This window comes from Streptomyces sp. NPDC026394 (assembly GCF_055567735.1).
On the sequence record NZ_JBVHPX010000003.1, the window covers coordinates 590,992 to 617,564 of the forward strand.

Genomic DNA, 26,573 nt, shown 5'->3' on the forward strand with positions numbered 1-26,573 from the left:
AACGGCTCTGTCCCAGTTGTACCTCTCGCCGTACTCATCCCTTCCGCCCCGTAATGCCCGCACCCTCATTTTCGTGGCACCGGACAGCGGCTGACGAGAGGAAGCACTTACTTACATGAAAATCCACCGTGCCCATACTTTTCGGGCCGTCGCCTGGACGGTGACGGCCACCGCACTTGCCTCCACTCTCAGCCTGGGCCCGGTCGCCGCCGCCGAACCCGTCTGCCCGCCGGCCGAGCCACAGCAGAAGCCCGCCAATACCTGTCCCGCGCCGTCCGCGAAGAAGCAGGCGGCCAAAAAGCAGGCCCCCAGAAAGCCCACTGCCAAGAAGCAGACCAGTGACAAGCAGGCCGCCGCGAAGAAACAGGCCGCACGGAAGCAGGCGGCACGGAAGCAAGCAGCGGAGAAGCAAGCCGCACGGAAGCAGGCGGCGGAGAAGCAGGCCGCACGGAAGCAAGCAGCGCAGAAGCAAGCCGCACGGAAGCAGGCGGCGGAGAAGCAGGCCGCACGGAAGCAAGCAGCGCAGAAGCAAGCCGCGCGGAAGCAGACCCCTCAGGCGCCGACGGTGGCCTGCCGCCCGCCGAAGCCCAAGCCCGCCGCCACCTGCCAGACCGTCCCCCGGAAGCCGGCCGCGAAGAAACCGGCCGCCGAGAAGCAGGCGTCGCGGAAGCCCTCCCCGCAGAAGCCGACCACCCAGCGGCCCCCGAGGAAGCGGCCACCGGCCAAGCGGCCGCCCGCCAAGAAGCCCCCGGCCCAGCGGAAGCAGTTGAAGAAGGACCACGGCTGGAGTTACGAAGGGCTCTACATCGACGCCGCCGACCTGCGCAAGGTCAATGTCTTCCTGGCCCGTGCCAAAAAGGCCGAACGCACCATCAGCCCCCAGGTGCGCAGCATCGCCCGCCGGACCAAGGCCACCGTGGTCGGCTTCGAGGACCGGCTGAGAAAACCGGAATCGATCAAGCGCGCGGTCGCCCGCACCATGCAGGGCAATCCCACCATGACCGCGGACGAGGCCCTCGGCAGAATCAACGACTCCGTCCGCTACATCCTCCAGTGGCCGGACAGGTCCTACGTCAAGGGTGTCCAGGACACCACCAAGCTGCTGGCCGGGTGGAAGAACGCGAATCTCCGCTGGTCCAACACCTGGGCCCGCCCCCGTGGCTACAAGGGCATCAACACCGCCTGGCGCGCCAACAATTCAGGCCACCCGTACGAACTCCAATTCCACACCCCGAAGAGCCGGGCGGCCCAACGCCAGAGCCGGGTCCTGTACGAAGAGGCCCACCGCTCCAATACGAGTTCCCAGCGCCGGGCACAGATCCAGGGCCAGATGAACCGGATCTACACCTCGGTCCCCTGTCCCGCGGGCTCCCAGCTCCTCAACGGCCCCCGCCGCCGCTCCGCGGTACGCAAGGTCGTGAACGGGCGGCACTACGTACGGTCCGTACCGGTCATGGCCCGCAACACCTTCACGGCGTACGAACCCCCCACACGATAGGCGCCGGTCAACTCCCCCTCCCGTCCTTTCCCGCTCGCGGTCCGGGTGCCCGCCCACAGGCCCTGGAGCGCGGGCGGGAAGTCGGCCGTGCTGGCGGCGTGCTCACCGGGTCGCGGGTTTCCACGACCCGGTGAGCGAGGACGCGGTGCGCCCCGAGGTCCTGAAAAGAACCCGGTAAGAACTGAACCAACCTCCCCTCCCTGTCCCCTCATTTCCGCTTGTCACCTGATCAGGTGAAGCGTTCGCTTGCGGGGGTCCGGAGGATGTACGTTCGCGCCACAACCCAAAAAGAACGGCCCCCGGCGGGACTTGCCATCCCATGTGCCGAGGGCCCGATCAAGAGGAAGAAGCAACTTCCCCATGATCGCCAAGAGGAAGAAGCTGCTTCCCCATGACTCGTCTTGAGTCTAACGCGCTCGTCCGTTCCGTCGCTGCGATTCGGCCGTTCTCCGGAGTGATCCACGTACGGCACCACCACACGGTCAGCTTCACGGTCGTCGGCAACCACCTGGCCCTCAACCCGAGGATCTCCGCCATCGCCCTCGGCTACGCCGTACGCGTCCAGGCCCTGCCCGACGGCGCCAACGTCAGCATCCGGGAGCTCGCCAAGCAGTACCCGGAGACGGAGTACAAGATCGGCGAGGCGCTCAAGGAGCTGGAGGCCGAGGGCTACCTGGTACGGGAGCGGGTGCGCGTCGGCGGCCAGCGCATCGTCACCCGAACCACGTACTACGAGAACCCGGCAGACCGTTTACGGTCGGCCGCGCCGACGTCGTCGCCGCAGCGGCAGGCCCCGCCGCCTCCGCCCGCGCCCCCGCCTCCCCCACAGCCTGTGGACACCCACGAGCCCCCACAGGCGGACACGCCCGCTGCGCCGGGAACACCCGAGGCCCCTGAGACGCCCGAGACACCCAAGGCTCCCAAGGCGCCCGAGACACCTGCCGCAATCGAGGTGGCCCCGCCACCACAACTGGCCCCGTCTCCCCGGATGGCGCCGCCGCCTCAGGTAGCTCCGCCACCCCAGGGGGCCCAGCCACCCCGAGCGCCTGCCGTACCCTCCGCCCTCGTCCCCTCCCCGGCCGCCGACCTGCTCTGCGGTCTGCGGCTCGCCGACGCGCGCCTGACGCTCTCCGTGCGGGACGTGAACCGTCTGGTCCCGGCCGTCTCGGCCTGGTTTGACCGTGGCGTACCGGCGGCGCACGTCCTCCGTACGCTCACCTCGGACCTCCCCGGCGGCGCCATCTTCCGCCCGGTCGCGTTCCTGGAGCACCGGCTGACCGAGTGGCTGCCGCCGCCCCTGCCCGTCCGGCCCGCCGAGGAGCCGCGGCGCGTGCGCGACACCGTCCAGGAGTGCCAGTTGTGCGGCCTCCCCTTCGCTTCCCCGCCCGATCCCCCGGCCCCGGCCCCCTCAACGTCTTTGGTCCGCTGCCCCCGCTGCCGTACGGCCGAGGCGTGGACCGCGGCGGCGCCCCGGCCGTCCGCACTGCGCAACGTCCAGGCGCCCACCCGCCTCAGGACCGGAGCAGCCGCTTCTGGACGGATTCCAGCGGCCCGTGCTCGAAGCGCCGCAACCAGAGCCTTGCCCCGCTGACCAGTACCGCGCACACCACCGCCCACAGGCCCAGCACCCACCAAGGCCCCTGGTCCGCCCACCGCGCGGCCAGGCCGAGGCCGAGGCCGTAACAGGCCAGGAGGCACAGCACGTTCTGGAGGACGTAGCAGGACAGCGCCGTACGGCCGACCGCGGTGAGCCCGGCGGTCAGCGGGCCCGGCCGGCGTACGCGGTCGACGATCAGGCCGACGAGGCCCAGGTAGCCGACGGCGACGACGGGCGCGGCCCCGTACCGGGCCACCATGGCCAGGCCGGGGCCGGCCGCCACCGCGGCCACGTTGAGCGGAATGCCGATGCCCAGGCCCCAACCGCACATACGGCGCCGGATGCGCTGCCCGTGCGCGTCCGGACGGAAGGCGCCCGCCCGGTACAGCCGTACACCGAGATGGAAGAGGAAGACGAGCAGGGCGAAGGAGATGACGGGTTCCATGCGCAGGGCGATCGCGTTCTGCAGCCGGAAGGCGATCTGATCGAGGTGGCTTCCGTCGGCGTACAGGTCGACCACGCGCGGATTGACGCCACGGCTCGGCGCGCTCTCGGTGCCCGAGCCGGCTCCGGGCCCGGCCACGGCAGCCAGCGTCATCAGCCCGAGCACCACACCGTGCACCCCGCCCGCCACCCACATCAGCACCCGCTGCGTGCGCGCCGTGCGTGTCAACTGCCAGGCCACCAGGAGGGCGACGACCGCGTACCCCATCAGTACGTCCCACGCGAAGACGAGCACGAAGTGCACGGTGCCCTCGGCGAAGAGGAACAGGGCCCGCCACTTGTACCGGCCGGGCCACGGGCGGCCGTGCTTCGCGGCGGACCCGAACTGGATGGCCAGACCGACGCCGAAGAGAACCGTCAGCATCGAGAGGAACTTGCCGTCCGCGAGAAACCGGAAGACGCCCTCCACGGCCCCGGCCCACGATGCGCCGAACGACGCCGAGGTGACGTTCCCGTTCAGCACACCCCACTCCGCGCCCGGCGCCGCGAAGATCCAGACGTTGGTCATCAACGTCCCCAGGATCGCCACCCCGCGCAGCACGTCCAGCAACGGCAACCGCCCGGCCCGCCCCACCCCGCCCGGACCAGCCGCCCCCGGCACAACCCCCCGTACCTGCGTCTCCGTCACGCCGCCTCCCTCCCCCGATGCCCGCTTTCCCACCATGGTCGGGTCGGGGAGATCGCGATTCTTCGTCCGCGACGACGAGAAACGACTACACCGTTCGATGCAGCGGCGGTTCTACCGAGCGGTCACCTGAAAGATGTGGACCCGCTCGTGCCTGGGCAGCACCTGGTAGTCGAACATGCCGCCTTCGACGAAGGCGACACCGCCCTGTGGCGACAGCCCTTCGTACGCCGTGCCGCGCGTGAAGAGCTTCAGCGGCACGCAGCAGCTCGGCAGCCTTCTCCCAGATCTGAACCAGCAGGGCCGGAGGGGCGCCCGCAGCGACGTACCCCTCACTCGGGCTGTACTCCCAGCTCCAGCTCACCCTGCCGCCTCGCGGTCCTCACGCAGGACGGCCACCAGCTCTCGTCCCGCGCGGCGCTCCACGCCGGATCGTCGTGGTCGAGTGTCTGGAGGGCGTGTTCGGCGGCACGGCGTCGGGACAGCAGATCGGGGCGACGCTCGATCTCGATCTCGCCGGCCCACACGGTCAGCCACCCGCGGATCGGGCCAAGGCTCCCCGTCCTGGCTGCGAGTTCGAATGCCTCGTTCTTCTGCTGCTCCATCTCGGGCAGCCGGTGCGGCGCAAGGCGGGCCAGTGACAGCCGCAACGCGTCGGGGGGCTCCGGTCGGGTCTCGCGGCGTGCACAGTCCCCTCAGCCCACAACTTGCGGGCTCGGACACACCGCATTTCCCTCACCGCGCGCTACCCGGGCACCGCGCTCCCTGGAACATCCACGTTGTGCCCACCCGCCCCCGGTGAGGGCGAGTACGCGCTTCCGCCCTCTCAACGAGCGATCGCCGACGTCTGATACGCCGTACGCCGGGCCGCTCGGCTCTGTGCCCCGCGGCCCGGCATCGGACGATCAGGCTCGCGGCGCCACCTTGCTCAGCCCGTTGATGATGCGGTCCATCGCGTCGCCACCCGTGGGGTCGGTGAGGTTGGCGAGCATCTTGAGGGTGAAGCGCATCAGCACGGGGTGGGTGAGGCCGCGCTGGGTGGCGATCTTCATGACCTTCGGGTTGCCGATGAGCTTCACGAAGGCGCGGCCGAGGGAGTAGTAGCCGCCGTAGGTGTCCTTGAGGATCTTCGGGTAGCGCTGGAGGGCCAGCTCGCGCTGGGCGTACGTGGAACGGGCGTGGGCCTGGACGATGACCTCGGCGGCGATCGAGCCGGACTCCATGGCGTACGCGATGCCCTCGCCGTTGAACGGGTTGACCAGGCCGCCCGCGTCACCGACGAGCAGCAGGCCCTTGGTGTAGTGCGGCTGACGGTTGAAGGCCATGGGGAGGGCGGCGCCGCGGATCGGGCCGGTCATGTTCTCCGGCGTGTAGCCCCAGTCGGCGGGCATGGAGGCGCACCACGCCTTGAGGATCTCGCGCCAGTCCAGCTCCTTGAAGGAGGACGACGTGTTGAGGACGCCGAGGCCGACGTTGCTCGTACCGTCGCCCATGCCGAAGATCCAGCCGTAACCGGGCAGCAGGCGGTCCTCGGCGCCGCGGCGGTCCCACAGCTCCAGCCACGATTCGAGGTAGTCGTCGTCGTGGCGGGGCGAGGTGAAGTACGTACGGACCGCGACGCCCATCGGGCGGTCCTCGCGGCGGTGCAGGCCCATCGCCAGGGAGAGTCGGGTGGAGTTGCCGTCCGCGGCCACCACGATGGGGGCGTGGAAGGTGACCGGCGTCTTCTCCTCGCCGAGCTTGGCCTCGACGCCCTCGATGCGGCCGGTCAGCTCGTTGATGATCGGCGCACCGACGTTGCAGCGCTCGTACAGGCGCGCGCCGGCCTTCTGCGCCTGGCGCGCCAGCTGCTCGTCGAAGTCGTCACGCTTGCGGACCAGGCCGTAGTCCGGGTACGAGGCGAGGTCCGGCCAGTCGAGCTGGAGGCGGTTGCCGCCGCCGATGATGCGCAGGCCCTTGTTGCGCAGCCAGCCCGCCTCTTCGGAGATGTCGATCCCCATGGAGATCAGCTGCTTGGTGGCGCGGGGCGTGAGGCCGTCGCCGCAGACCTTCTCGCGCGGGAAGGCGGTCTTCTCCAGGAGGAGGACGTCCAGGCCGGACTTGGCGAGGTGGTACGCGGTCGCCGAGCCGGCGGGACCGGCCCCGACGACGATGACGTCCGCGCGGTGCTCGGAGCGGGGGGTGGTCACGGACGCGCTCACGGACTCAGTCGCGGACTCGGTCACGGCGGGATCTCCCGGAAGTCGATATCTGGGTGCCGACCGGCACTGGGCCACGTCAGTCTATGGGGGCCCAGGTGATCAGGATCTGAAGGGTTGGCCGGTCCATGCACGAGCCACAGCCACAACCGTCTCCGGCCGCACGGCCACTGCCGCAACCGCCTTCCGCGGCGGGTTTCACGCTCCGGGTGCCGTCCGAGGAGGACGCGCTGCACTGGCACCGGGTGTTCGCGCACCCCGATGTGATGGAGTTCCACGGCCGCGCCCCGGCCGAACTGTCCGAGTACCAGGAGCTGACCGCACGGCAGCGCCGCCATCACGCGGAACACGGATTCTGCATGTACTCGATGATCGGTACGGCGGAGGAGGAGACCGACGCCGTCCTGGGCTTCACGGGCGCGCAGCCGTGGCCGAACGACTGGGGGCCGGTGGGCGAGATCGAGATCGGGTGGCGGCTGGGGCGGGCGTACTGGGGCAAGGGGTACGCGACGCAGGCGGCCCGGGCCGCGCTGGAGGTGGTGCGGGCCGCGGGGGTGCGGAGCGTGGTCGCGATGGTGGCGGCCGGGAACGAGCGGTCGGTGGCGGTGACGCGACGGCTCGGGATGCGGCACGCGGAAACGTTCCGTACGCCGTCCGGGCAGGAGGGGTACTGCTTCCGGCTGGAGCTGTGAGGAAGACGTACGGGTGAGGGGGCCGCCGGCCGGGCCGGGGCCCCCTCCGCCGTCACGCGTCCGGCTTCGTCCCCCGGTGCAGGGCGACGATGCCGCCCGTCAGGTTGCGCCAGGCCACCTTCGACCAGCCCACCCCCTGGAGGCGCGCCGCCAGGGCCGGCTGGTTGGGCCAGGAGCGGATGGACTCGGCGAGGTACACGTACGCGTCCGGGTTGCTGCTCACCGCACGCGCGACGGGCGGCAGGGCCCGCATCAGGTACTCGGTGTAGACCGTACGGAACGGGCCCCACGTCGGCTCGCTGAACTCGCAGATGACGACCCGGCCGCCGGGCTTGGTGACCCGGTACAGCTCCCGCAGGGCGGCGTCCGTGTCCTGGACGTTGCGCAGCCCGAAGGAGATGGTCACGGCGTCGAACACGCCGTCGGCGAAGGGCAGTTGCATCCCGTCACCGGCCACGAACGGCATCCACGGGCGGCGCTTCTTGCCCTCGCCCAGCATGCCGACGGAGAAGTCGCACGGGACGACGTAGGCGCCGGTGCGGGTGAAGGGCAGCGAGGAGGTGCCCGTACCGGCGGCGAGGTCGAGCACGCGCTCGGCGGGGCGCGCCGCGACGGCCCGCTCCACCTCCTTGCGCCACAGCCGCGCCTGCCCGAGGGACAGCACGTCGTTGGTGAGGTCGTAGCGCGCCGCCACGTCGTCGAACATCGCGGCGACGTCCTGCGGCTGCTTGTCCAGAGAGGCTCGGGTCACCCGGCCATTGTTCCCTACGGCTCCGGAAGGCTTTGGACGGGGACGGCCCGATGCCCCCCTCAGAACATCCGGGCGGTCCAGCGGTGCTGCGTCATGCGCTGAGCATCGTGAGCGGCCGAATGGGCCGTCCCCGCGGGAAAGATCTTGCCGGGCGGAGACGGAGGTTCCGGTTGCGTTGACGGGGTCCTGACGCAGGACACGCCGGCCTTCACGGATCGTTGACGCCCGGCCTCACAGCTCCAGCAGACTCGCCAGGTCGATGCCGATGGGGAAGGGCCGGTCCGTCTCCAGCTTCTCGGTGTGACGAGGGTGCTCGGGGGCGGGAACGTACTCGCCCACGTCGCGACGCAGCCAGAACTCGTGCACTACCGGCCGGTCGCCCTCACCATGTTCCACACGCCAGAAGTACGGGATGCCCGCCTCGGCGTACAAGAACGGCTTGCTGCTCCGGTCCCGGACCTGGGAGCCGGGCGACACCACTTCCACCGCGAGCTTCACGATGGCAGCCGGCGTGGCCGCCGACGAGGCGACGTCGATCCCGCTCTTGTCGAAGACGACGATGTCGGGCTTGACGGAGCTGTAAGTGTCGAGCACCAGACACCGTTCGGCATTGACGCCGTACAGGTCGGGTTTCACCTGCTTGATACGGAAGAACAGCTCATCCCGGACTTGGTCGTGCCACTATTCCGCCATCCCCCGAACCACGATCATTACGTCCATGAGTTCCCAGTCGAAGGGCAGCTCCAGATCCTTGACCTGGTCGAACGTCCACTGTCCCCCGGGCGGGTTCATCCAGGTCTCCGGAGTCGCCTTCTCCAGCCGCCGGTCAGTGCTCATCACTGCTCCCATGGACACGAGTGTGGACGCGGGTGCGGATCACGGTCCTGCATACGACAGTACTGTCACACGGAGTGACGGACGGGCTTCTCGGCGTTGACGGTGGTGACGCTCAGCGGCCCCGGTACACCAGGCGTCCGCCCAGCACCGTGACCAGGCAGCGTCCGTCTTCCGCGAGTACCGCGAAGTCGGCCGGGGCGCCGGGGGCGAGAGGCTGCGGGGCCGGGCGGTCGCGGAGGCCGGAGCGGGTGACCGCAGTGCGGACGGCGGGGCGGGTGAAGGGGCCGGAGACCGATGTCGTACCGGTGGCGAGCAGCCGCTGCACGCCCCTGCGGGCGCTCGCGCCCCAGCGGGTGTCGGTCATGCCGAGCGCGGTGAGCGCGTCGCCCGTGAGCGGGGCCGTGCCCAGGTCGTCGGCTTCGCGCGGATCGGGGTGGTAGGCGGATTCGAGCAGCGCGGCGCCGTCGGGCTCGTGGCGTCCTGGGGTCAGGACGCCGTTCCACTCGCGTACGCGGGCCCGCTCGCCGTAGCGCTCGTACAGCTCCTCGTACGGGCCGACGGCCTCGACGCGGTCGCCGGAGACGACGACCGCGTGCCCGGGGGCCGCGACGCCGTCGGGGGCGCGGCGGACACCGTGCACGCGGTGGATCGTCAGCACGTGAGCCTCAGATGTCTCAGGCGTTTCAGTTGGCCTCGACGAGCTTCAGCTCGGGGTGCGCCGTGCCGCCCTCGATGGCCGTGGAGGAGATGTGCGAGGTGACGCGGTCGTCGACCGGGTCGTTCGCCGGGTCGTCGTGCACGACCAGGTGCTCGTACGTGGTCGCGCGCTGCGCCGGGACACGGCCCGCCTTGCGGATCAGGTCGATGATCTCCTGGCGGTTGGAGCGGTGCTTGGCGCCGGCGGAGGAGACCACGTTCTCCTCCAGCATGATCGAGCCGAGGTCGTCGGCGCCGTAGTGCAGGGAGAGCTGGCCGATCTCCTTGCCGGTGGTCAGCCAGGAGCCCTGGATGTGGGCGACGTTGTCGAGGAAGATCCGGGCGATGGCGATCATGCGCAGGTACTCGAAGATCGTCGCCTGGGTGCGGCCCTTGAGGTGGTTGTTCTCGGGCTGGTAGGTGTACGGGATGAAGGCGCGGAAGCCGCCCGTACGGTCCTGCACGTCGCGGATCATGCGCAGGTGCTCGATGCGCTCGGCGTTGGTCTCGCCGGTGCCCATGAGCATGGTGGAGGTCGATTCGACGCCCAGGTTGTGGGCGGTTTCCATGATCTCCAGCCAGCGCTCGCCGGACTCCTTCAGCGGGGCGATGGCCTTGCGCGGGCGCTCGGGCAGCAGCTCCGCGCCGGCGCCGGCGAAGGAGTCCAGGCCCGCGGCGTGGATGCGGCGGATGGCGTCCTCGACGGAGGTCTTGGAGATCCGGGCCATGTGCTCGACCTCGGAGGCGCCGAGGGAGTGGATCACCAGTTGCGGGAACGCCTTCTTGATGGCGGAGAAGTGCTCTTCGTAGTACTCGACGCCGTAGTCGGGGTGGTGGCCGCCCTGGAACATGATCTGGGTGCCGCCCAGCTCGACGGTCTCGGCGCAGCGGCGCAGGATGTCGTCGAGGTCGCGGGACCAGCCCTTGGCGGTGTCCTTGGGCGCGGCGTAGAAGGCGCAGAACTTGCAGGCCGTCACGCACACGTTGGTGTAGTTGATGTTGCGCTCGATGATGTACGTCGCGATGTGCTCCGTACCGGCGTAACGGCGGCGGCGTACGGCGTCGGCCGCCGCGCCCAGCGCGTGCAGCGGCGCGGAACGGTACAGGTCCAGCGCTTCCTCGGGCGTGATCCGCCCGCCCCCCGCGGCGCGGTCGAGTACGGACTGAAGGTCGGCGTTCTCGGTCACCGGGCGTCCCTTCGGAGGCGGGCATAACGACCGAACCAGCGTACGCCAGCGGTACGACATGCCTGGCGGCGGCCGGGTCGGGCGCCGGGTGGAGGGTGGGGCGGCGGTTGGAGGGCGGGCGAAGCGACGGCTGGACGGCGGCCGGGAAAACGGCTTTCCAGCGGGCAGGGAAGCGGCCTCTGGGCGGTCAGCCGCCGGTCTTCTTCATGGTGGCGCGGGGCCGCCCGCCCGCCTCGTCGTCGGAGGCGAAGGAGAGCGTGCCGTCCTTGCCGAGGGTGTACGTGACGGCTGCCTCGGCGCCCGTACAGCCGGGCCCGGGCTTGCCGTCCGTGCGCTCCCTGAGGGTCAGCGTGGTGGCGGTGGCGGACACCAGTTTCGCCTTGGCCGCGCACCGGGCGATCAGGAAGTCGTACGAGGTGTGGACGACGTAATCACCCTTGCCGCCGGGGGCGATGGTGCTGGTGATGGTGCCGTTGGGGACGTCGTGGCGGGTGACGACCGTACCGGTCCAGGTACCGAGGAAGGACTTCGGGACGGCCGGCTCCCCGGGCCGGGAGCCGCCCGGCGACGGGGTCTGACCGCTGCCGGGCGGCTTCGCGGCTGCGTCCCTGCCGTCACCCTCGCCCTGGCCGGGCAGCAGACGGAAGACGAACGCGGCCGTCGTCGCGACGGCGAGCGCACCGGCCACGGACAGGACCAGCGTGCAGCTCATCCGGCGGCGCCCGGTGGTACCACCGGCGAGGACGCCCCTCAGGGTGAGGCGGCGTTCCTTGGGCGGGGCGGGGGCTTCCGGCGGGTTCGGTGGCCGGGTGGGGACGGCACCGGCGGTCGGCCAGGAGGGATGCGAGGGCTGGGAGGGGTACGCGGGGTGGGGGTGAGGCTGGGGAGGGATGCAGGTCGGTTGCTGTCCGGAGGCAGTGGGGACGGAAGCGCCGGGATCGGTCGGAGCGTCGAACGGAACGAGGCCGGACGGCGCCCCGGATGGAGGGGTGCCGTGCGCCCCGTACCCATCAGCCGCGGGCTCTCCGTACGCAGGAGCAGGAGCAGCGGGCACAGCAGGCACCGCAGACGCGCCGGCGCCCCCGAAGCCCCCCACACCCTCCTCCGCCCGCGCGTCCAGGTTCAGCAGTTCCACCGCCTGCCTGCTCACGCGTTCGACCAGCGGCGCCGGCAGCCAACCGGCGCGCACCGGTTCACCGTCCGCGCCCGCCCCGCCCAGCCCCCGCGCGATCTCCTCCGGGGCGGGCCGGTCCTCGGGGCGCTTCGCCAGACAGGACGTGGTGATCTCGCGGAGGTCGCCCGTGAGGGCGGTGCCGAGTTCGGGGTCGCCGTGGACGACCTTGTAGAGGAGGGCGGCCGAGCTGTCCCCGGTGAAGGGGCCGGCGCCGGTGGCCGCGTAGACCAGTACCGCGCCGAGCGAGAAGACGTCGCAGGCGCCGGTGACGTCCTGGCCGAGGATCTGCTCGGGCGCCATGTAGCCGGGGGAGCCGACGGAGACGCCGGTGGCGGTGAGTGCGGCGCTGCCGTCCGTGGCGCGGGCGATGCCGAAGTCGATCAGCAGCGGGCCGTCGAGGGTGAGCAGGACGTTGGACGGTTTGACGTCCCGGTGGACCAGCCCGTGGGTGTGCACGGCGGCCAGCGCCCGGGCGAGTCCGGCGCCCAGCGTCCGTACGGCGGTGCCGTCCAGCGGGCCGAAGTCCTCGACGGCGCGGGTGAGCGAGGGGCCCGCCACGTACCCGGTGGCCACCCAGGGGACGGGGGCGTCGGGGTCGGCGTCCAGTACGGGCGCGGTCCAGGCGCCGCCGACCCGGCGCGCGGACTCCACCTCGCGCCGGAAGCGGGCCCGGAACTGGTCGTCGGCCGCGAACTGCGCGTGTACGGACTTCACCGCGACGGTACGGCCGCCGGCGCTGCGCCCGAGATAGACGCGGCCCATGCCGCCCGCGCCGAGCCGGCCCAGCAGCCGGTACGTACCGATGACGCGCGGATCGTCCGCCCCCAGCGGCTCCATGGCTTCGCCTCCCCCTGCCGGCCCGGATCACGGCACAGCCTATGACCCAGGTCATGCCCGGTCCGGTGAACCCGCACAGCGGCATTCGCCATCAAAGAGATGGAACGCCAGCAACCGTCCGACTTGTCCTGCGGGGCAGCGCACCCATCCGGAGACCTTCGTGCAGCACCAGTCCGGGGAGCAGCCCCCGAACGGCCCCGGGGGCCGGCCCGCGTACGGGTACGGGTCCGACGGCGGGCCCGCGTACGGCCCCGCCCGGGAGCACCGCGCGCCGCGCCGCCGGACGGGCCGGCGCAAGCGGCTCTGGCTGGCGGGAGCGGTCGTGGCCGTGCTGGGCCTGGCCGCCGTGCCCGTACTGAACGCCTTCGACGTCTTCTCCGACAACGGCGAGCCGATGTCCTTCGACCAGCCCCGCACGGACGGCGGCGGCTCCGGCGGCGCGGGCGGGCCGTCCGACGGGTCCGCGCCGGGGGTGCGGATGCCCACCGGGCCGCAGGCGCAGTTCACGACGGCGAACACGCTGGACGACGGCACCAAGATCGGCGTGACCACGCTGCACGGCAAGAAGTCCGGGTTCACGGGCCGGGTCTGGGTGTGGGCGCCCAAGGAGTACTACGAGCAGAAGTACGCGAAGAGCGCGTTCCCGGTGCTCATCGCGCTGCCCGGCGGTCCCGGCTATCCGGTCAACTACTGGATGGGGACCGACCTGAAGTTGCAGAGCAGCATCAGCGAGTGGTCGAAGTCGGGCAAGAGCAAGCCGTTCATCGTCGTCATGCCGGTCCTGAACGCGGACGACAAGAACTACTACGACGGCAGTGACATCCCGGGGCAGCCGAAGATGGGCACCTGGATGTCCGACGACGTCCCCGACCTGGTGAAGGCCAACTTCCGTACCTTCGCGTCCCGGGACGGCTGGGCCTTCATGGGCTCCTCCTCGGGCGCCTTCGTGGGCCTCAAGCAGGTGCTCCAGCACCCCGACCGGTTCAAGGCCGTGATCGCGAGCGGTCCCGACACCCGGCCGGACTCGCCGCTGTGGCGCGGCCACGAGAAGGAGCAGCGCGCCAACGACCCGGAGCAGCTGGCCAAGAAGCTGATCGCCCGGCCCGGGGCCCCGGACGTGCACATCGCCTTCCAGATCGGCACCAAGGAGAGTGGCCGGGCCAAGCTGGAATCCTTCATGAAGAAATACGGCAAGGGACCGATCAAAACCCGCCTGCAAGTGATCCAAGACGGCGGTCACAACGCCAGGGGGTACGTCCGCGGCATGAATGACGGAACCATGGAATGGATCAGCAAGGTGATGCCGGGCCCGACGCCCGCACCCTGACGCGTCGGCCGGGCATGTCGTACGCCTTTCGCACTTTTCCCGGCCGACTGCCGCGCGGTCCTCCGTGCGGACTTCCGTGCGGCTTCCGTACGCCCCCCGTACGACTCCCGCACTTCTCCGTACGCGCTGCCCGTGCCTTTCGTGCACTTTTCGCATACCTTTCGCGCACTTCCCACCCAGCTCACGTACCACTCGCGCGGGTCTTCCGCTCGTGTTCCGTACGGTTTCTGTTCAGGTGCCGTACACGATCCATAGGTGTTCCGTACGGGTTCCGTATGGGTTCCGTACGCGCGCGGAATTCGCCGCCGGAATCGGGGTCAGGCCGACGGGTTCTCCAGCAGGTCGACCCGCACGTCCGCCGGATAGCCGGTCGATTCTCCCGTCCTGCGGGCGAATTCCGTCACGCCGCGCAACTGGTCCGGGCCGAACCGGAAGTCCAGTGTCGTGAAGTAGCGTTCCAGCACCTTCTCGTCGAAGGTCTCCCAGCGTGCGGCCTGCTCGGCCACCTTGCCGACCTCTTCGAGCGACAGGTCGCGGGAGGCCAGGAACGCCTCGTGCACCTTGCGCACGACGAGGGGTTCACGCTCCAGGTAGTCCCGGCGGGTCGCCCAGACGGCGAAGACGAACGGCAGCCCCGTCCAGTCCTTCCACATCTGTCCCAGGTCGTGCACCTGGAGGCCGAGCCGCGGCGCGTCGTGCAGGTTCGCGCGCAGCGCCGCGTCCCCGATCAGCACGGCGGCCTCCGCCTCCTGCATCATCACGCCGAGGTCGGGCGGGCAGGTGTAGTAGTCAGGAGTGACGCCGATCTTCTCGGCCAGCAGCAGTTGGGCCAGTCGTACGGATGTACGGGAGGTCGAGCCGAGTGCGACCCGTGCCCCGTCCAGCTCCTCCAGGGGCTTCTGCGACACGATCACGCACGACATGACCGGGCCGTCACAGCCGACCGCCAGGTCGGGAAAGGCGACCAGGTCGTCGGAGGCCCGCAGGAACTCCACGAGGGTGACCGGTGCGATGTCGAGATCGCCGCGCACCAGCTGTTCGCTGAGCTTTTCCGGGGTGTCCTTCGTGAGCTCCAGGTCGAGCAGCGTGCCCGTACGCGCGAGGCCCCAGTACAGGGGCATACAGTTCAGGAACTGGATGTGGCCCACCCGCGGCCGGCTCCGACGGTGGTCGGCTGCGGCTCCTGCGGATGCGTCTCCAACGGTTGAATTGTCCACATGCGGAGGCTAGCCCCGGAGGCTGCCGGACGGTGCGGCGGGGCCGCCTGTGGCCACTGCACCGCACGGGTAAACGTGATCTTTGGCTCTTCCGCCCTCCAAGCGCCCCGTGCTACGCTCAGCGCAAGTTGCAGTTTGGTTTCCCTTGCAGTACAGAGCCTGCGGAGCATGTGACGCCGCAGGCTTTTGTAGTTTTCAGACTTCTCGCAGGTTCTGGAGCAGGGCAACCCTTTGGCCCAAGGAGGGCTTATGGCTACCGGAACCGTGAAGTGGTTCAACGCTGAAAAGGGCTTCGGCTTCATCGCCCAGGACGGCGGCGGCCCGGATGTCTTCGTTCACTACTCTGCGATCAACGCCTCTGGCTTCCGTTCCCTGGAAGAGAACCAGCAGGTGAACTTCGACGTCACGCAGGGCCCGAAGGGTCCGCAGGCGGAGAACGTCACGCCGGTCTGAGTTGCCCGGTCCGACCGATCGCGGTCGACTTAGCAGTACCCAAGGAGCCCCGCTCCTTCCTTTCGGGGAAGGGGACGGGGCTCCTGCCTTTTCCCGTACCGCCGGCCACTGTCCTTTCCCGCATGTGCGGCCGCCGCCCTTTCCCGCACCGGCGGGCGCTGCCCTTTCCCGCACCACCGGCCCGCGGAATGCGTCGCTGCCGCACCCCCTGACCTCTTCGGCCCCCGCGGCTACCGTGCAGAGTCATGACGGTTCCGACCATCGCGGTGCACCACGTGCGGGCCGTGCTCAGCGGTGCGCGGCGGGCGGGTGTGGACACCGTGCCGCTGTTGCAGGCGGCGCGGATCTCTCCGCTGCTGATCGGGGACGAGCGGACCCGGATCGGTGCCGACCGGTTCGCCCGGCTGGTCAAGGAGGTGCAGCGGGCGACGGGCGACGAGTTCCTGGGGCTCGGGCCGCTGCCCAGCCGCCGGGGCACGTTCGCCATGATGGGCCTCGCCTGTCTGGGCTGCCCCGATCTCGGTACGGCGCTGGAGCGGGCCGTACGGTTCTACGGGCTGTTCCCGGGCGGGCCGGAGATGGCCGTGACGGCGGAGGGCGGGACGGGGGCCCGTTCCGGCCCCGCGTCCGGCCCCGACCCCGGCCCCGGTGCCGCCTCCGCCGCGCTCTCCGCCGAGTTCTCGATCCGTACCGATCTGCGTCCGTACCCCGAGGCCACCTTCCTCGCCGAGTCCGTGATGATCATCTGGCACCGGCTCTCCAGCTGGCTCGTCGGCCGCCGCATCCCGCTGCGCCACGCCCGCTTCGCCCACCCCGCCCCCGCACACGCGCACGAGTACGAGCTGCTCTTCGGCTGTGCGGTGCGCTTCGGTGCCCCACGCACCGCGGCGGTCTTCGACGCCCGCTGGCTGGCGGCGCCGGTCGTCCGGGACGAGGCGGCACTGACGGCGATGCTGCGGCGGGCGCCCGCCGACCTGCTGAGCCGCCGGGAGTACGGCACGACCGTCACCGAGCGGGTACGGCGCACGCTCGTCCTCGCCCTGCGCGCCGCGGGCCCGGCCCGGCTGCCGGAGGCGGCCGAGGTCGCGGCGCGGCTGGCGGTGAGCCCGGCGACGCTGCGCCGCCGGCTCCAGGAGGAGGGCACCTCGTACCGGCGCCTGAAGGACGCGGTGCGCCGGGACGCGGCGATCAGCTCGCTGGCGGCGGGCCGGGAGCCGATCGCCGAGCTGGCGGCGCGGCTCGGCTTCTCCGAGGACACCGCGTTCCACCGGGCGTTCCGGCGGTGGACGGGGACCACCCCGGGCGCGTACCGGCTGCGACCGCGGGCGGCGGGCGGGCCGGCGGGCGCTCCGCCCGGTCAGCAAAGCTGAGCGTTCCGGTCAGCACCGTACGTACCACCGAGTCCCTACGGTCACCCCAGCTGAACCGTCCTGAACCGTCCCCCGGACCGTTGGGAGAGCCGCATGGTGCAACCCCGCGCCACCCGCGCGCTGCGCACTACCGCCCTCACCGCCGCCACGGCACTCGCCCTCTCGCTCGGCCTCCCGAGCGCCACGGCCACCGCGCGTTCCGCCCCCTCAGCCCCCGGAGTCCCCTCAGTCACGTCGGCCCCGCAGGCCTCGTCCAACCCGCACGCCTTGTCCGCCCCGTCCGTCTCGCCCACCTCTTCCGCCCAGACGGACAACGCCCGTCCGGGTGACATCGTGGCCTCCTCCCCCACCTCCTTCCACCCCCTGCCGGGCCAGCCGACCCGCACCCGCGCCTGGCACATGGAGTACCGCTCGACCACCGCCAAGGGCACCCCGAACGTCGTCTCCGGCACCGTCATCGTCCCGGACGACGGCCGTACCGGGCCGCGCCCGCTGGTCACGTACGCCGTCGGCACGGTCGGCCTCGCCGACACCTGCGCGCCGTCGGCCGGCTTCCCCAAGGGCACCACCGTCGAGGCCAACCTCATCCAGCAGCTCACGGCCCGCGGCTGGGCGGTCGCCGTGACCGACTACGAGGGCCTCGGCACACCCGGCGAGCACACCTACACCGTCGGCCGCGCCGAGGGGCAGGCCGTCCTGGACGCCGCGCGCGCCGCGCAGCGGCTGCCCGGTGCCGTGCGCGCGGGCGTCACCCAGGACTCCCCGGTCGGGATCATGGGCTACTCGCAGGGCGGCCAAGCCTCCGGCTGGGCGGCCGAGCTGCACCGTACGTACGCGCCCGAACTCAAGGTCAAGGGCACCGCGACCGGCGGTGTCCCGGCCGACCTGCTCAAGGTCGCCGACTTCAACAACGGCAACATCGGCGCCGGCCTGATCCTGATGGCGGCCGTCGGCCAGGACGCCGCGTTCCCGGAGCTGGACCTGGCGAAGTACCTGAACGACAAGGGCCGGCACTACGTCGGCTTCATGAAGAAGAACTGCGTGGCCGTCGACGCCATCGCCGGCGCCTTCAAGAAAATCTCCGACGTCACGGTCAAGAACCCGCTGTACGAGGCCGACTGGCAGCAGCGGCTGCGGGAGTCGGACCTCGGGACGCGCCGGCCGGACGCGCCGGTGTTCCTCTACCACGGCACGCTCGACGAGCTGATTCCGTACGGCGTCGGCAAGCAGTTGCGTGCGGACTGGTGCGCCAAGGGCGCCGAGGTGCGGTGGGCCCCGATCCCGCTGGGTGAGCACGTCGTCGGCGCGGTCGCGGGCGCCGTACCGGCCGCCGACTGGCTCGCGGACCGCTTCGCCGGGAAGCCGGCGCACGGCAACTGCGGCTGAACGGACGGCGACAGGCATCCGGAGGAACCCCGTGCCACTTCCCCCACAGAGGTGACACGGGGCTCCGGTCTGCCGGGCCGGCCGAACCGGCTGGGCCTCGTACGAGGTTACCCGGCGGTCAGTTAACGGAGCATCAGTACCCCGCCCCGTCCCCCCGCCCGTTTCCGTACAACTCCTTTATCTCCGCCCCGAAGTCACGCGCGATGGCGGCCCGCCGCAGTTTCAGGGACGGGGTGAGGTGGCCGGCCTCCTCCGTGAAGTCGACCGGCAGCACGGTGAACCGGCGTATCGATTCGGCGCGCGAGACCAACTGGTTGGCGTCGTCCACGGCGTCCTGGATGTCGGCCAGAAGGGCCTCGTCGTGGACCAGTCGCGCCAACGGCACCTGCTGCTTCTTCCGCATCTGCCGCCAGTGCGCCAGCCCGTCCGGCTCCAGCGTGACCAGCGCGGTGATGTACGGGCGGCCGTCACCGACGACCATGCACTGGCCGACCAGCGGATGCGCGCGCACCCGGTCCTCCAGCGGGGCCGGGGCGACGTTCTTGCCGCCGGAGGTGACGATCAGCTCCTTCTTGCGACCGGTGATGGTCAGATAGCCGTCCGCGTCCAGGGCGCCGATGTCCCCGGTCGCCAGCCAGCCTCCGCCCTCCGCTCCCGGTCCCGCTCTTCCTCCGTCCCTCCCTCCCGCTCGGCTCCCGTCCACGTCCCCGGCCGGCAGCGGCCCGCCGGTCGCGGCGTCCCAGTAGCCGCTGAAGACCTGCCCGCCGCGCAGCAGCACCTCCCCGTCCTCCGCTATCCGTACGGCGGTGCCGGGCAGCGGCCGGCCGACCGTGCCGATCCGGGGCTTGAGCGGCGGGGTGAGGGTGGCCGCCGCGGTGGTCTCGGTGAGCCCGTACCCCTCGAAGATCTCGATGCCCGCGCCGGCGTAGAAGGACGCGAGCCGCCGCCCGAGCGGGGAGCCGCCGCAGATCACGTAGCGGACCTTGCCGCCGAGCGCGGCCCGGATACGGCGGTAGACCAGCGGGTCGTACATCCGCCGGGCCGCCTTCAGCGCCACACCGGGCCCGCCGCCCGTGCCGTGCTCCTTCGCCTCGACGGCTTCCCCGTAGCGCCGCGCGACCGTGGCGGCGCGGTCGAAGGAGGCGGCCCGGCCCATCTTCTCGGCCGTGGCGCGGCCGGTGTTGTAGACCTTCTCCAGGACGTAGGGGATGGCGAGCAGGAACGTCGGGCGGAAGGCGGCCAGGTCGGCGAGGAGGTCCTCGGTACGGATGCTGGGCGCGTGGCCGAGCCGTACCCGGGCGCGCAGACAGCCGACCGCGACCATCCGGCCGAAGACGTGCGACAGGGGCAGGAAGAGCAGCGTGGAGGCGGGCTCGCTGCTGACCGATTTGAAGACCGGGTGCAGCAGTTCGATCGCGTTGTCCACCTCGGCGAAGAAGTTGCCGTGGGTCAGGACGCAGCCCTTGGGGCGGCCGGTGGTGCCGGAGGTGTAGACGAGGGTGGCGATGCCCGACGGGCCGGTGGCCGCCCGCCGTTCGCTCACCAGCGCGTCCGGGACCGGCCGTCCGGCGGCCACGATCTGCGGTACGGCGCCGGTGTCCAACTGCCACAGGTGGCGCAGTCCGGGCAGCCCGGACCGGACGCCGCTCACCAGCCGGGCCTCCGCGACGCTCTCCACGACGCAGGCCGCCGCCCCCGAGTCCTGGAGGATCCAGTGCGCCTGGTGGGCCGAGGAGGTCGGGTACACGGGCACGGTGACCAGGCCGGCCGCCCACGCGGCGAAGTCGATCAGCGTCCACTCGTACGTCGTACGGGCCATGATGGCCAGCCGGTCACCCGCCCGCAGCCCGTGCGCGATCAGGCCCTTGGCCACGGCGAGCACCTCGGCGGCGAACTCGGCGGCGCTCACGTCCCGCCATGCGCCCCCGGCATCACCTCCCGCCTTCTTGCGCGCCAGTACGGCCTCGCCGGGCGCTTGCGCGGCGTTGTCGAAGGGGATGTCTCCCAGGGAACCGGTGCGCACCGGCGCCACCAGCGGCGGTACGGACACCTCCCGCACGACCCCGTCCCGCTGCCGGGTGCGTGGCTCCGCCGGAGCGGGCACCGGTGGCCCGCCTTGCCGTTGCTGACTGGACACGAGCGGCTCCTCGTCTCACGGTGGTCGCAGGGTGTGCGCGGCGCGGCGGCCGGCGCGGCACAGCGGCCGGCGCATCCCAACGGGCCCGAGGAGCAGGCCCGTTGGGCGGCCGGGGTGGCGCGCGGCCCACAGGTTCGCGCTCTCGACCAACACCTGACCCGACAGTAACCTTACTTCGAAGTAAATTTACGCGAGGACCAGGAGTTGGCCAATGCCCGAACACCGTCTTCCTCCCACCGCCGCGGCCCCGGGCCTCCTCCGCACCCCTCGCACGGACCGTCCGCCGACCGCACCACGCCGGCCGGGCGCCTGATGGCGGCCGACGCCCCGGGCGGCGCGACCACCGGCCTGTCCCGCGCACCGCGGCTGATGCCCGTACTGGCCAAGGGCGTGCTGACCGGCTTCGGCAAGCACCCGCGGCCGGACGCCGCACTGCCGCGCACCCGCCTCGTCCTGCCCGCCGTCCGCATCGGGCTGGGCCGGGCCGCCACGTACGCCCGGGTCTGCGGGTACGACGCCACCGAACCGCTGCCCGTCACCTATCCGCACATCCTCGGATTTCCGCTGGCCGCCCGGCTGATGAGCGCGCGGGACTTCCCGCTGCCGATGCTCGGCCTGGTGCACACCGGCATCGAGATCACCCAGTACGCGCCGCTGCACCCGACCGACACGCTCGAACTGACGGTGTTCGCGGGCGCGTTGCGGGCGCACCGCCGCGGCACCGAGGTGGTGATGACCACCGAGGCGCGCCGTGGGGGCGCGCTGGTGTGGCACGACCGGAGCACCTATCTGGCGCGGCACCGGGCGTCCGGGGGCCGCGAGCCCCTCCCGGACGGCCCCTCCGCCTCCCCCGGGTCACCCGGAGTACGCGGAGCGCCCGGCCCCCTCGACCCCCCCGGCCCTTCCCGCGCCCGTGACCTGCCCGTACGGGCCCGTTGGCGCCTGCCCGCCGACCTCGGCCGCCGCCACGCCGCCGTCTCCGGCGACTACAACCCGATCCATCTGCACGCCCTGACGGCCCGCCCGCTCGGCTTCCCGCGCGCCATCGCGCACGGCATGTGGACCTTCGCGCGCTGCGCCGCCGAAGCGGTGCTGCCGGGTACGGCGACGCTGCGCATCTCGGCGGAATTCCGCTCCCCGGTCCTGCTGCCCGCCACCGTCGCGTACGCCTACGAGACCACGCGCAGCGGCGGCGCGTTCCAACTGCGCGGCACGCCCGAGGGGCGGGCCCGCGTCCACCTGGAGGGGAGGGTGGAGACGGACGTGTGACGCCCGCGGCCCGGCTCGGCCCGGGAGCGCGAAAGCCGCCCCGGGCCCGCGGCACGGCGTGCTGTCACCCGCCCGGCGACCAACGCTCCCCGTCCATCAGCCGGCCCAGCCCGGCCCAGGCGAAGTTCATCAGCGTCGCCGCCGTCTCCTTGGCCGACGGGCGCTCCCCCGGCGCCGTCCCGCTGCCGCGGCCGTTGGCCCAGTCGGCCAGTGATTCGGCGGCCCCCACCAGCGCGTGCGCCAGGCCGGAGACTTCGCGCGCGGCCGGTTCCGGGTCGCAGCCCGCCTCCTGGGCGGCCGCGCCGATCATCGCCGTGACGAACTCGACGATCTCCGCCCGCATCGCGGCGACTTCGACCGCGAACGGTTCCCCCTGTGTACGGGCCTGCTGGTGCAGTACCGCCCAGCCGTCCGGATTCTCGGCCGTATGTGCGAAGAATCCTTTCAGCCCGCTCCAGAGCTGCCGGTCGGCGGGCGCGTCCGGCTCCACCGCGGCCCGTACGGCCTCCGTGAGCGCCGCCGACTCCCGCCGGATCACGGCGCTGAACAGCTCCTCCTTGGAGTTCAGGTACAGATAGACCAGCGGCTTCGACACCCCCGCCACCTCGGCGATCTCGTCCATCGAGGCCGCACGGTAACCGCGCCGCGCGAAGGTCAGCACGGCCGCGTCGAGCATCTGCTGCTCCCGTACGGCCCGCGGCATCCGCTTGCTCTTCACAGCTCCCACGCCCCATGCCCTTCCGTCCCGCCCCTTTACCGCCAAGTAAGTTTACGTTTTCCCGCCTTGTCCGCCGCCTCTTGACGCGATCCGCCCGCTAGCGAGACGATACGACTCGTCTCGTCATGCGTCCGAAAGGAACTCCCCATGCACCAGCCGCACCAGCAGTACATCGAGGCGGCTCCCGGCGTGCGCCTGTGGACCGACCGGCGCGGACCGGCCGACGCGCCCCCGCTGCTGCTGGTCATGGGTGCGCAGGCGTCCGGCCTGGGCTGGCCGGAGCCGTTCGTGGACGCGCTCGCCGTCCAGCACCGGGTCATCCGTTACGACCACCGCGACACGGGCCGCTCCACCTGGTCCTTCGACGAACAGCCGTACCGCATCACGGACCTGGCGCAGGACATCGTCCGTGTCCTCGACGGCCTCGGCGTCGAGCGGGCGCACCTGGTGGGACTGTCGCTCGGCGGGATGCTGACGCAACTGGCCCTCGCCGACCACCCGGAGCGGATACGGAGCGCCACCCTGATGGGCACCAACGCGCTGAGCACCGCCCCGTACACCCGCCCGGACGGCGTCCAGGTCCCCGCCGCCGACCTGCCCGGCATCGCCCCGGAGGTGCTGGAGATGTGGGCCCGGCCCGTCGAGGACCACGGCCTGGAGGCCGAACTCGACCGGCGCGTGGAGCACTGGCGGGTCCTCAGCGGCGGACAGCTCCCCTTCGACCCCGCCCATTACCGCGCCCTGGAACGCCGGATCATCGAGCACACCGGCCGCTACGACGTCTCCGCCGCCCCCGCCCGCGCCGACCACTCGGGAATGCTGCGCACCGAAGCCCTGGCCGCCAACCAGGTGCCCACCCTGGTCGTCAACGCCCCGGCCGAACCGGTCTTCCCGCCACCGCACCCGCACCACCTCGCCCAGGTCGTCGGCCACGCACACCTGGTGGAGATCCCCGGCATGGGCCACGCCCTGCCACCGGAGGTCCAGGGCCCGCTGGCGGAGGCGATCCTGGCACACACGGCGAAGGCCGGCTGAACGGAAGGGCGCGTACCGCCCGCACGCGAAACGCCGGACGGGCCGGGGTGGCCCCCGGCCCGTCCGGCGTTCAGGCCGATGCGGTCCCGCGGTCGGTGTCCGCGCTCAGGCTCCGGCAGGCGCCGGTACCGACACCTTCCGCTCCGCGTCCGCCTCCGTGACCGCGCCGTCCTCCAGCTCCACGCCGGCCGCACGGGCGTACGCGTCACGGTCCAGGATCTTCTCCTTGGCCGAGACCAGGATCGGCACGACGACTTGGCCGGCCACGTTCGTAGCCGTCCGCATCATGTCCAGGATCGGGTCGATGGCCATCAGCAGGCCGACGCCCTCCAGGGGGAGGCCGAGGGTGGACAGGGTCAGGGTCAGCATGACGGTGGCACCGGTCAGGCCGGCGGTGGCCGCCGAGCCGATGACCGAGACGAAGGCGATCAGGATGTAGTCACCGATGCCCAGGTCGACGTTGAAGATCTGCGCGATGAAGATCGCGGCGAGCGCCGGGTAGATCGAGGCGCAGCCGTCCATCTTGGTCGTCGAGCCGAACGGGACCGCGAAGGACGCGTACTCCTTCGGCACGCCCAGGCGCTCGGTGACCTTCTGGGTCAGCGGCATGGTGCCGACCGAGGAGCGGGAGACGAACGCGAGCTGGATGGCGGGCCAGGCGCCCTTGAAGAACTGCAGCGGGCTCACCTTGGCGAAGACCGACAGCAGCAGCGGGTAGACGCCGAACAGGACGATGGCGCAGCCGACGTAGATGTCGACGGTGAAGGTCGCGTACTTGCTGATCAGGTCCCAGCCGTAGTCCGCGATGGCGTAGCCGATCAGGCTGAGCGAGCCGATCGGGGCGAGGCGGATGACCCACCACAGGGCCTTCTGCAGCAGCTCCAGCGCGGAACGGCTCAGACGCAGCACCGGCTCGGCGCGGTCGCCCAGCTTCAGGGCCGCGATGCCGGCCACCGTCGCCATGAAGACGATCTGCATGACCTTCAGGTCGGTGAACGGCGTGATGACGTCCTTGGGGACGATGCCGGTCAGGAAGTCGATCCAGGAACCGGCGTGCTCGGGGAGCTTGCCGTCCTTGGGGGTCAGGCCGGTGCCCGCGCCGGGGTTGCTGATCAGGCCGATCGCCATGCCGATGGCGACCGCGATCAGCGAGGTGACCATGAACCACAGCAGGGTGCGGGTGGCCAGCCGGGCCGCGTTGTTGACCTGCCGCAGGTTGGTGATCGAGACCAGGATGGCGAAGAAGACCAGCGGTGCCACGGCCAGCTTGAGCAACTGGACGAAGAGGCTGCCGATGGTGTCGAGGGTGGTCTTCAGCCAGGAGACGTCACCGCTCTTGGCGATCCAGCCGAGCAGCACGCCCAGGACGAGGCCGAGCAGGATCTGGGCCCAGAACGGGACCTTGGGTATGCGGCGGGTGGCTCTGGCGGTCTCGGACCGCGGGGTCTCGGAAGACGTGGTGGACAACGGACACACTCCGGGGACAGACAGGCGTCGGGAAGAAAACGGCGGACAGCGCCAGGAGAAAGGAGGTCCGTATCGATCCGTACGGGATCTCCGGCCGCTGCGGTGAAGGGGTCAGCGGCGGCAACAGGCCGCGGACATGCAGCGGCAAAGATCGACGTGCAGGCGCGCCACGAGCGGGACGCCCGTGGGGTGGTGGTGCGCTGCTGCTGTCTTCATGGCGAACACGTTAACACTTGAACTTTGGGGAACCCAAAGACATTCTTTGGGCCGGGGGATCGGGAGAGGGCCGGAGTGGCTGGTGGAACGCGTGATGCCCCGCCGTGGAGGGGTTCTCCTCGGCGGGGCATCGGTACGACTGTGAGGCGCCTTACAGCGCCGGCTGGCGGGGGCCGGGGCCGCGTACGGCGATAGGCGAGGGTCAAGGCCGCGTACGGTGACAGGCGGCGGGCCGTAGCCGTACGACTGCGGAACGCGGAAGCGGTCTCCCGGCGGGCTACAGGAGGCCGTCCTCCTGGCGGGCGCTGGCCGCGATGCGGGCCTTCTGCCGGTCCACCTTCGCCACGATCTGCTCGGACATCGCGTCCCGCTGCTTGCGCAGCAGCACGAAGCTCAGCGGCGCGGAGATCACGACCGCGAGCAGCAGCAGCCACACGGCGTTGGAGCTGCCCACGCCGAGCGGGATGACGTGGAAGTACGCCAGTGCCCAGACCAGCGCGAAGCACCCGACGAAGATCCCCAGTCGCAGGGCGGTGTAGCGGAGCGTGGCGAACTTCTGGCTACTCACGGGCGGACCTTCTTCACGACGACAACCGAAAGGGTCTGTCTCCAGTCAAGCACAGCCCGATTCGTGATCTTTTCGGGCCCCTGCCGTGGGCCGGGACACGGCGCACCGGGCGGGGCGGTCGCTGCCCCCGCGCGGCCGTCGCGGCCCGGCGTGCGGCCGGTCACGCCAGTTCGCGCCACATCGAGATGTCGTCCCGGTAGTCGTCGTCGGCCAGTTTGATGGCCGACGGGGCCCGGCCGACCTCCTTGTAGCCGCAGGAGGTGTAGAAGCCGTCGACGCCGGTGCCGCCGCGGCAGGTGAGGCGGATGCCCTTGATGCCGTCGATCCCGCGGGCGGCCTCGTCGACGGCCGCCATCAGGGCGCGGCCGGCGCCCTGCCCCTGGAGGGAGGGGTGCACCATCACGGTGTAGACCCACAGCCAGTGCTTCATCAGGCGGTGCTGGTTGAGGTGGAGGAACGCGGTGGCGAGCACCCGGCCGTCGTGCGGGTCGCGGCCCGCGACCAGGCGGGCGCGTCCCTCGGACATCGCCACCAGGTGGGTCAGCAGGTCGGGGCGGACGTCCTCGGCCGTCACCGGCGGGACGAACCCGACGGCGCCGCCCGCGTTGGACACCTCGGCCCACAGCGTGCGGATGCCGTCGGACAGTTCGGGGGTGACGGCGGGGTCCAGGTCGAAGCGGAGATCCATGGTGCGGACCCTAATCGCCTCGGGTGACACCCGTCTCGCCCGTCTCCGCCCTCTCGCCCGCCCTTGCTGTCTCGCCCGAGCCTGCCGTATCGCCGGAGTCTGCCGCCTCGGCCGACTCCGGCGTCC

General features: G+C 71.3%; 24 protein-coding genes and 1 pseudogene. 9 read left to right on the plus strand and 16 right to left on the minus strand.

Annotation, left to right across the window (positions count from 1 at the left end; translation table 11 throughout):
* Positions 1 to 115: 115 nt before the first annotated feature.
* Both ACZ4QV_RS11070 and ACZ4QV_RS11075 read left to right on the plus strand, forming a co-directional pair.
* Positions 116 to 1,498, plus strand: coding sequence for a hypothetical protein (locus ACZ4QV_RS11070; RefSeq protein WP_467762792.1), 1,383 nt, complete (start codon positions 116 to 118; stop codon positions 1,496 to 1,498).
* Between the two features lie 391 nt (positions 1,499 to 1,889).
* The gene (locus tag ACZ4QV_RS11075) at positions 1,890 to 3,089 is read left to right on the plus strand and encodes a hypothetical protein (RefSeq protein ID WP_361615380.1); all 1,200 of its coding nucleotides are present in this window, start codon (positions 1,890 to 1,892) and stop codon (positions 3,087 to 3,089) included.
* Here the strand turns inward: ACZ4QV_RS11075 and ACZ4QV_RS11080 are convergent.
* From ACZ4QV_RS11080 to ACZ4QV_RS11095, 4 genes are all read right to left on the minus strand, one after another.
* Positions 3,010 to 4,227: a DUF418 domain-containing protein gene (locus tag ACZ4QV_RS11080; RefSeq protein WP_467762793.1), complete on the minus strand. Its 1,218-nt coding sequence runs from the start codon at positions 4,225 to 4,227 to the stop codon at positions 3,010 to 3,012. The genes ACZ4QV_RS11075 and ACZ4QV_RS11080 overlap by 80 nt on opposite strands.
* A 111-nt stretch (positions 4,228 to 4,338) precedes the next feature.
* Entirely contained in the window at positions 4,339 to 4,485 is a 147-nt protein-coding gene (locus tag ACZ4QV_RS11085; protein ID WP_361149029.1) for a hypothetical protein, read from the minus strand.
* Positions 4,486 to 4,556: 71 nt separating this feature from the next.
* On the minus strand, positions 4,557 to 4,874 hold the full coding sequence (locus ACZ4QV_RS11090) for a hypothetical protein (RefSeq protein WP_361149026.1): 318 nt from the start codon (positions 4,872 to 4,874) through the stop codon (positions 4,557 to 4,559).
* A 255-nt stretch (positions 4,875 to 5,129) separates the two neighbouring features.
* Positions 5,130 to 6,413 (minus strand): geranylgeranyl reductase family protein, encoded by a 1,284-nt coding sequence (locus ACZ4QV_RS11095; protein ID WP_361149024.1) that lies wholly within the window; start codon positions 6,411 to 6,413, stop codon positions 5,130 to 5,132.
* 137 nt (positions 6,414 to 6,550) lie between these two features.
* Between ACZ4QV_RS11095 and ACZ4QV_RS11100 the strand changes: the two genes are divergently transcribed.
* The gene (locus ACZ4QV_RS11100) at positions 6,551 to 7,114 is read left to right on the plus strand and encodes a GNAT family N-acetyltransferase (protein ID WP_361584198.1); all 564 of its coding nucleotides are present in this window, start codon (positions 6,551 to 6,553) and stop codon (positions 7,112 to 7,114) included.
* A gap of 52 nt (positions 7,115 to 7,166) precedes the next feature.
* Here the strand turns inward: ACZ4QV_RS11100 and ACZ4QV_RS11105 are convergent, their stop codons facing one another.
* The 6 genes and pseudogenes from ACZ4QV_RS11105 to ACZ4QV_RS11130 form a co-directional block, all read right to left on the minus strand.
* Complete coding sequence (locus ACZ4QV_RS11105) at positions 7,167 to 7,865, minus strand: demethylmenaquinone methyltransferase (RefSeq protein ID WP_361149018.1); 699 nt, start codon at positions 7,863 to 7,865, stop codon at positions 7,167 to 7,169.
* Positions 7,866 to 8,096: 231 nt separating this feature from the next.
* Positions 8,097 to 8,531 (minus strand): annotated as a pseudogene (locus tag ACZ4QV_RS11110) (Uma2 family endonuclease); the annotation flags it as partial.
* A 15-nt stretch (positions 8,532 to 8,546) separates the two neighbouring features.
* Positions 8,547 to 8,702: a hypothetical protein gene (locus ACZ4QV_RS11115; protein WP_361584195.1), complete on the minus strand. Its 156-nt coding sequence runs from the start codon at positions 8,700 to 8,702 to the stop codon at positions 8,547 to 8,549.
* 112 nt (positions 8,703 to 8,814) lie between these two features.
* A complete protein-coding gene (locus ACZ4QV_RS11120) occupies positions 8,815 to 9,360 on the minus strand; it encodes a hypothetical protein (RefSeq protein WP_361584192.1) in 546 nt (181 codons plus the stop codon).
* A 25-nt stretch (positions 9,361 to 9,385) separates the two neighbouring features.
* Positions 9,386 to 10,585 carry a cyclic dehypoxanthinyl futalosine synthase gene (gene mqnC / locus ACZ4QV_RS11125; RefSeq protein ID WP_125055591.1) on the minus strand — a complete coding sequence of 400 codons (1,200 nt, stop codon included), beginning with the start codon at positions 10,583 to 10,585 and terminating at the stop codon, positions 9,386 to 9,388.
* A 187-nt stretch (positions 10,586 to 10,772) separates the two neighbouring features.
* Positions 10,773 to 12,596: a serine/threonine-protein kinase gene (locus ACZ4QV_RS11130; protein ID WP_361584185.1), complete on the minus strand. Its 1,824-nt coding sequence runs from the start codon at positions 12,594 to 12,596 to the stop codon at positions 10,773 to 10,775.
* Between the two features lie 160 nt (positions 12,597 to 12,756).
* On the opposite strand from ACZ4QV_RS11130, the gene ACZ4QV_RS11135 reads away from it, so the two are divergent.
* Positions 12,757 to 13,923, plus strand: a complete 1,167-nt coding sequence (locus tag ACZ4QV_RS11135; protein WP_361584182.1) for an alpha/beta hydrolase — start codon at positions 12,757 to 12,759, stop codon at positions 13,921 to 13,923.
* 317 nt (positions 13,924 to 14,240) lie between these two features.
* Here ACZ4QV_RS11135 and ACZ4QV_RS11140 read toward each other — a convergent pair whose 3' ends face one another.
* Positions 14,241 to 15,140 (minus strand): menaquinone biosynthetic enzyme MqnA/MqnD family protein, encoded by a 900-nt coding sequence (locus ACZ4QV_RS11140; protein WP_361149005.1) that lies wholly within the window; start codon positions 15,138 to 15,140, stop codon positions 14,241 to 14,243.
* A gap of 249 nt (positions 15,141 to 15,389) precedes the next feature.
* Between ACZ4QV_RS11140 and ACZ4QV_RS11145 the strand changes: the two genes are divergently transcribed.
* From ACZ4QV_RS11145 to ACZ4QV_RS11155, 3 genes are all read left to right on the plus strand, one after another.
* Entirely contained in the window at positions 15,390 to 15,593 is a 204-nt protein-coding gene (locus tag ACZ4QV_RS11145) for a cold-shock protein (protein WP_003984261.1), read from the plus strand.
* A gap of 245 nt (positions 15,594 to 15,838) precedes the next feature.
* A complete protein-coding gene (locus ACZ4QV_RS11150) occupies positions 15,839 to 16,963 on the plus strand; it encodes an AraC family transcriptional regulator (protein WP_361584177.1) in 1,125 nt (374 codons plus the stop codon).
* Positions 16,964 to 17,056: 93 nt separating this feature from the next.
* Positions 17,057 to 18,349, plus strand: a complete 1,293-nt coding sequence (locus ACZ4QV_RS11155; protein ID WP_361148999.1) for a lipase family protein — start codon at positions 17,057 to 17,059, stop codon at positions 18,347 to 18,349.
* 133 nt (positions 18,350 to 18,482) lie between these two features.
* Here the strand turns inward: ACZ4QV_RS11155 and ACZ4QV_RS11160 are convergent, their stop codons facing one another.
* On the minus strand, positions 18,483 to 20,486 hold the full coding sequence (locus tag ACZ4QV_RS11160) for an AMP-dependent synthetase/ligase (RefSeq protein ID WP_467762794.1): 2,004 nt from the start codon (positions 20,484 to 20,486) through the stop codon (positions 18,483 to 18,485).
* Positions 20,487 to 20,798: 312 nt separating this feature from the next.
* Here ACZ4QV_RS11160 and ACZ4QV_RS11165 point away from each other — a divergent pair, with 312 nt between their 5' ends.
* Complete coding sequence (locus ACZ4QV_RS11165) at positions 20,799 to 21,755, plus strand: MaoC family dehydratase (RefSeq protein ID WP_361636669.1); 957 nt, start codon at positions 20,799 to 20,801, stop codon at positions 21,753 to 21,755.
* 64 nt (positions 21,756 to 21,819) lie between these two features.
* Here ACZ4QV_RS11165 and ACZ4QV_RS11170 read toward each other — a convergent pair whose 3' ends face one another.
* Positions 21,820 to 22,482 (minus strand): TetR/AcrR family transcriptional regulator, encoded by a 663-nt coding sequence (locus tag ACZ4QV_RS11170; protein ID WP_361148994.1) that lies wholly within the window; start codon positions 22,480 to 22,482, stop codon positions 21,820 to 21,822.
* A 138-nt stretch (positions 22,483 to 22,620) separates the two neighbouring features.
* Between ACZ4QV_RS11170 and ACZ4QV_RS11175 the strand changes: the two genes are divergently transcribed.
* A complete protein-coding gene (locus tag ACZ4QV_RS11175) occupies positions 22,621 to 23,508 on the plus strand; it encodes an alpha/beta fold hydrolase (RefSeq protein ID WP_361148991.1) in 888 nt (295 codons plus the stop codon).
* Positions 23,509 to 23,613: 105 nt separating this feature from the next.
* Here the strand turns inward: ACZ4QV_RS11175 and ACZ4QV_RS11180 are convergent, their stop codons facing one another.
* From ACZ4QV_RS11180 to ACZ4QV_RS11190, 3 genes are all read right to left on the minus strand, one after another.
* Positions 23,614 to 24,975 carry a dicarboxylate/amino acid:cation symporter gene (locus tag ACZ4QV_RS11180; RefSeq protein ID WP_467762795.1) on the minus strand — a complete coding sequence of 454 codons (1,362 nt, stop codon included), beginning with the start codon at positions 24,973 to 24,975 and terminating at the stop codon, positions 23,614 to 23,616.
* A 493-nt stretch (positions 24,976 to 25,468) separates the two neighbouring features.
* Positions 25,469 to 25,759 carry a DUF4229 domain-containing protein gene (locus ACZ4QV_RS11185; RefSeq protein WP_361148985.1) on the minus strand — a complete coding sequence of 97 codons (291 nt, stop codon included), beginning with the start codon at positions 25,757 to 25,759 and terminating at the stop codon, positions 25,469 to 25,471.
* 160 nt (positions 25,760 to 25,919) lie between these two features.
* The gene (locus ACZ4QV_RS11190) at positions 25,920 to 26,537 is read right to left on the minus strand and encodes a GNAT family N-acetyltransferase (RefSeq protein ID WP_467762818.1); all 618 of its coding nucleotides are present in this window, start codon (positions 26,535 to 26,537) and stop codon (positions 25,920 to 25,922) included.
* Between the last annotated feature and the right edge of the window lie 36 nt (positions 26,538 to 26,573).

What these genes read in the sequence shown, in the direction of transcription:
- ACZ4QV_RS11070 (WP_467762792.1), top strand. Translation starts at nt 116, where the DNA reads ATGAAAATCCACCGTGCCCATACTTTTCGGGCCGTCGCCTGGACGGTG.
- ACZ4QV_RS11075 (WP_361615380.1), top strand. Translation starts at nt 1,890, where the DNA reads ATGACTCGTCTTGAGTCTAACGCGCTCGTCCGTTCCGTCGCTGCGATT.
- ACZ4QV_RS11100 (WP_361584198.1), top strand. Translation starts at nt 6,551, where the DNA reads ATGCACGAGCCACAGCCACAACCGTCTCCGGCCGCACGGCCACTGCCG.
- ACZ4QV_RS11115 (WP_361584195.1), bottom strand. Translation starts at nt 8,702, where the DNA reads ATGAGCACTGACCGGCGGCTGGAGAAGGCGACTCCGGAGACCTGGATG.
- ACZ4QV_RS11130 (WP_361584185.1), bottom strand. Translation starts at nt 12,596, where the DNA reads ATGGAGCCGCTGGGGGCGGACGATCCGCGCGTCATCGGTACGTACCGG.
- ACZ4QV_RS11145 (WP_003984261.1), top strand. Translation starts at nt 15,390, where the DNA reads ATGGCTACCGGAACCGTGAAGTGGTTCAACGCTGAAAAGGGCTTCGGC.
- ACZ4QV_RS11150 (WP_361584177.1), top strand. Translation starts at nt 15,839, where the DNA reads ATGACGGTTCCGACCATCGCGGTGCACCACGTGCGGGCCGTGCTCAGC.
- ACZ4QV_RS11155 (WP_361148999.1), top strand. Translation starts at nt 17,057, where the DNA reads ATGGTGCAACCCCGCGCCACCCGCGCGCTGCGCACTACCGCCCTCACC.
- ACZ4QV_RS11165 (WP_361636669.1), top strand. Translation starts at nt 20,799, where the DNA reads ATGGCGGCCGACGCCCCGGGCGGCGCGACCACCGGCCTGTCCCGCGCA.
- ACZ4QV_RS11175 (WP_361148991.1), top strand. Translation starts at nt 22,621, where the DNA reads ATGCACCAGCCGCACCAGCAGTACATCGAGGCGGCTCCCGGCGTGCGC.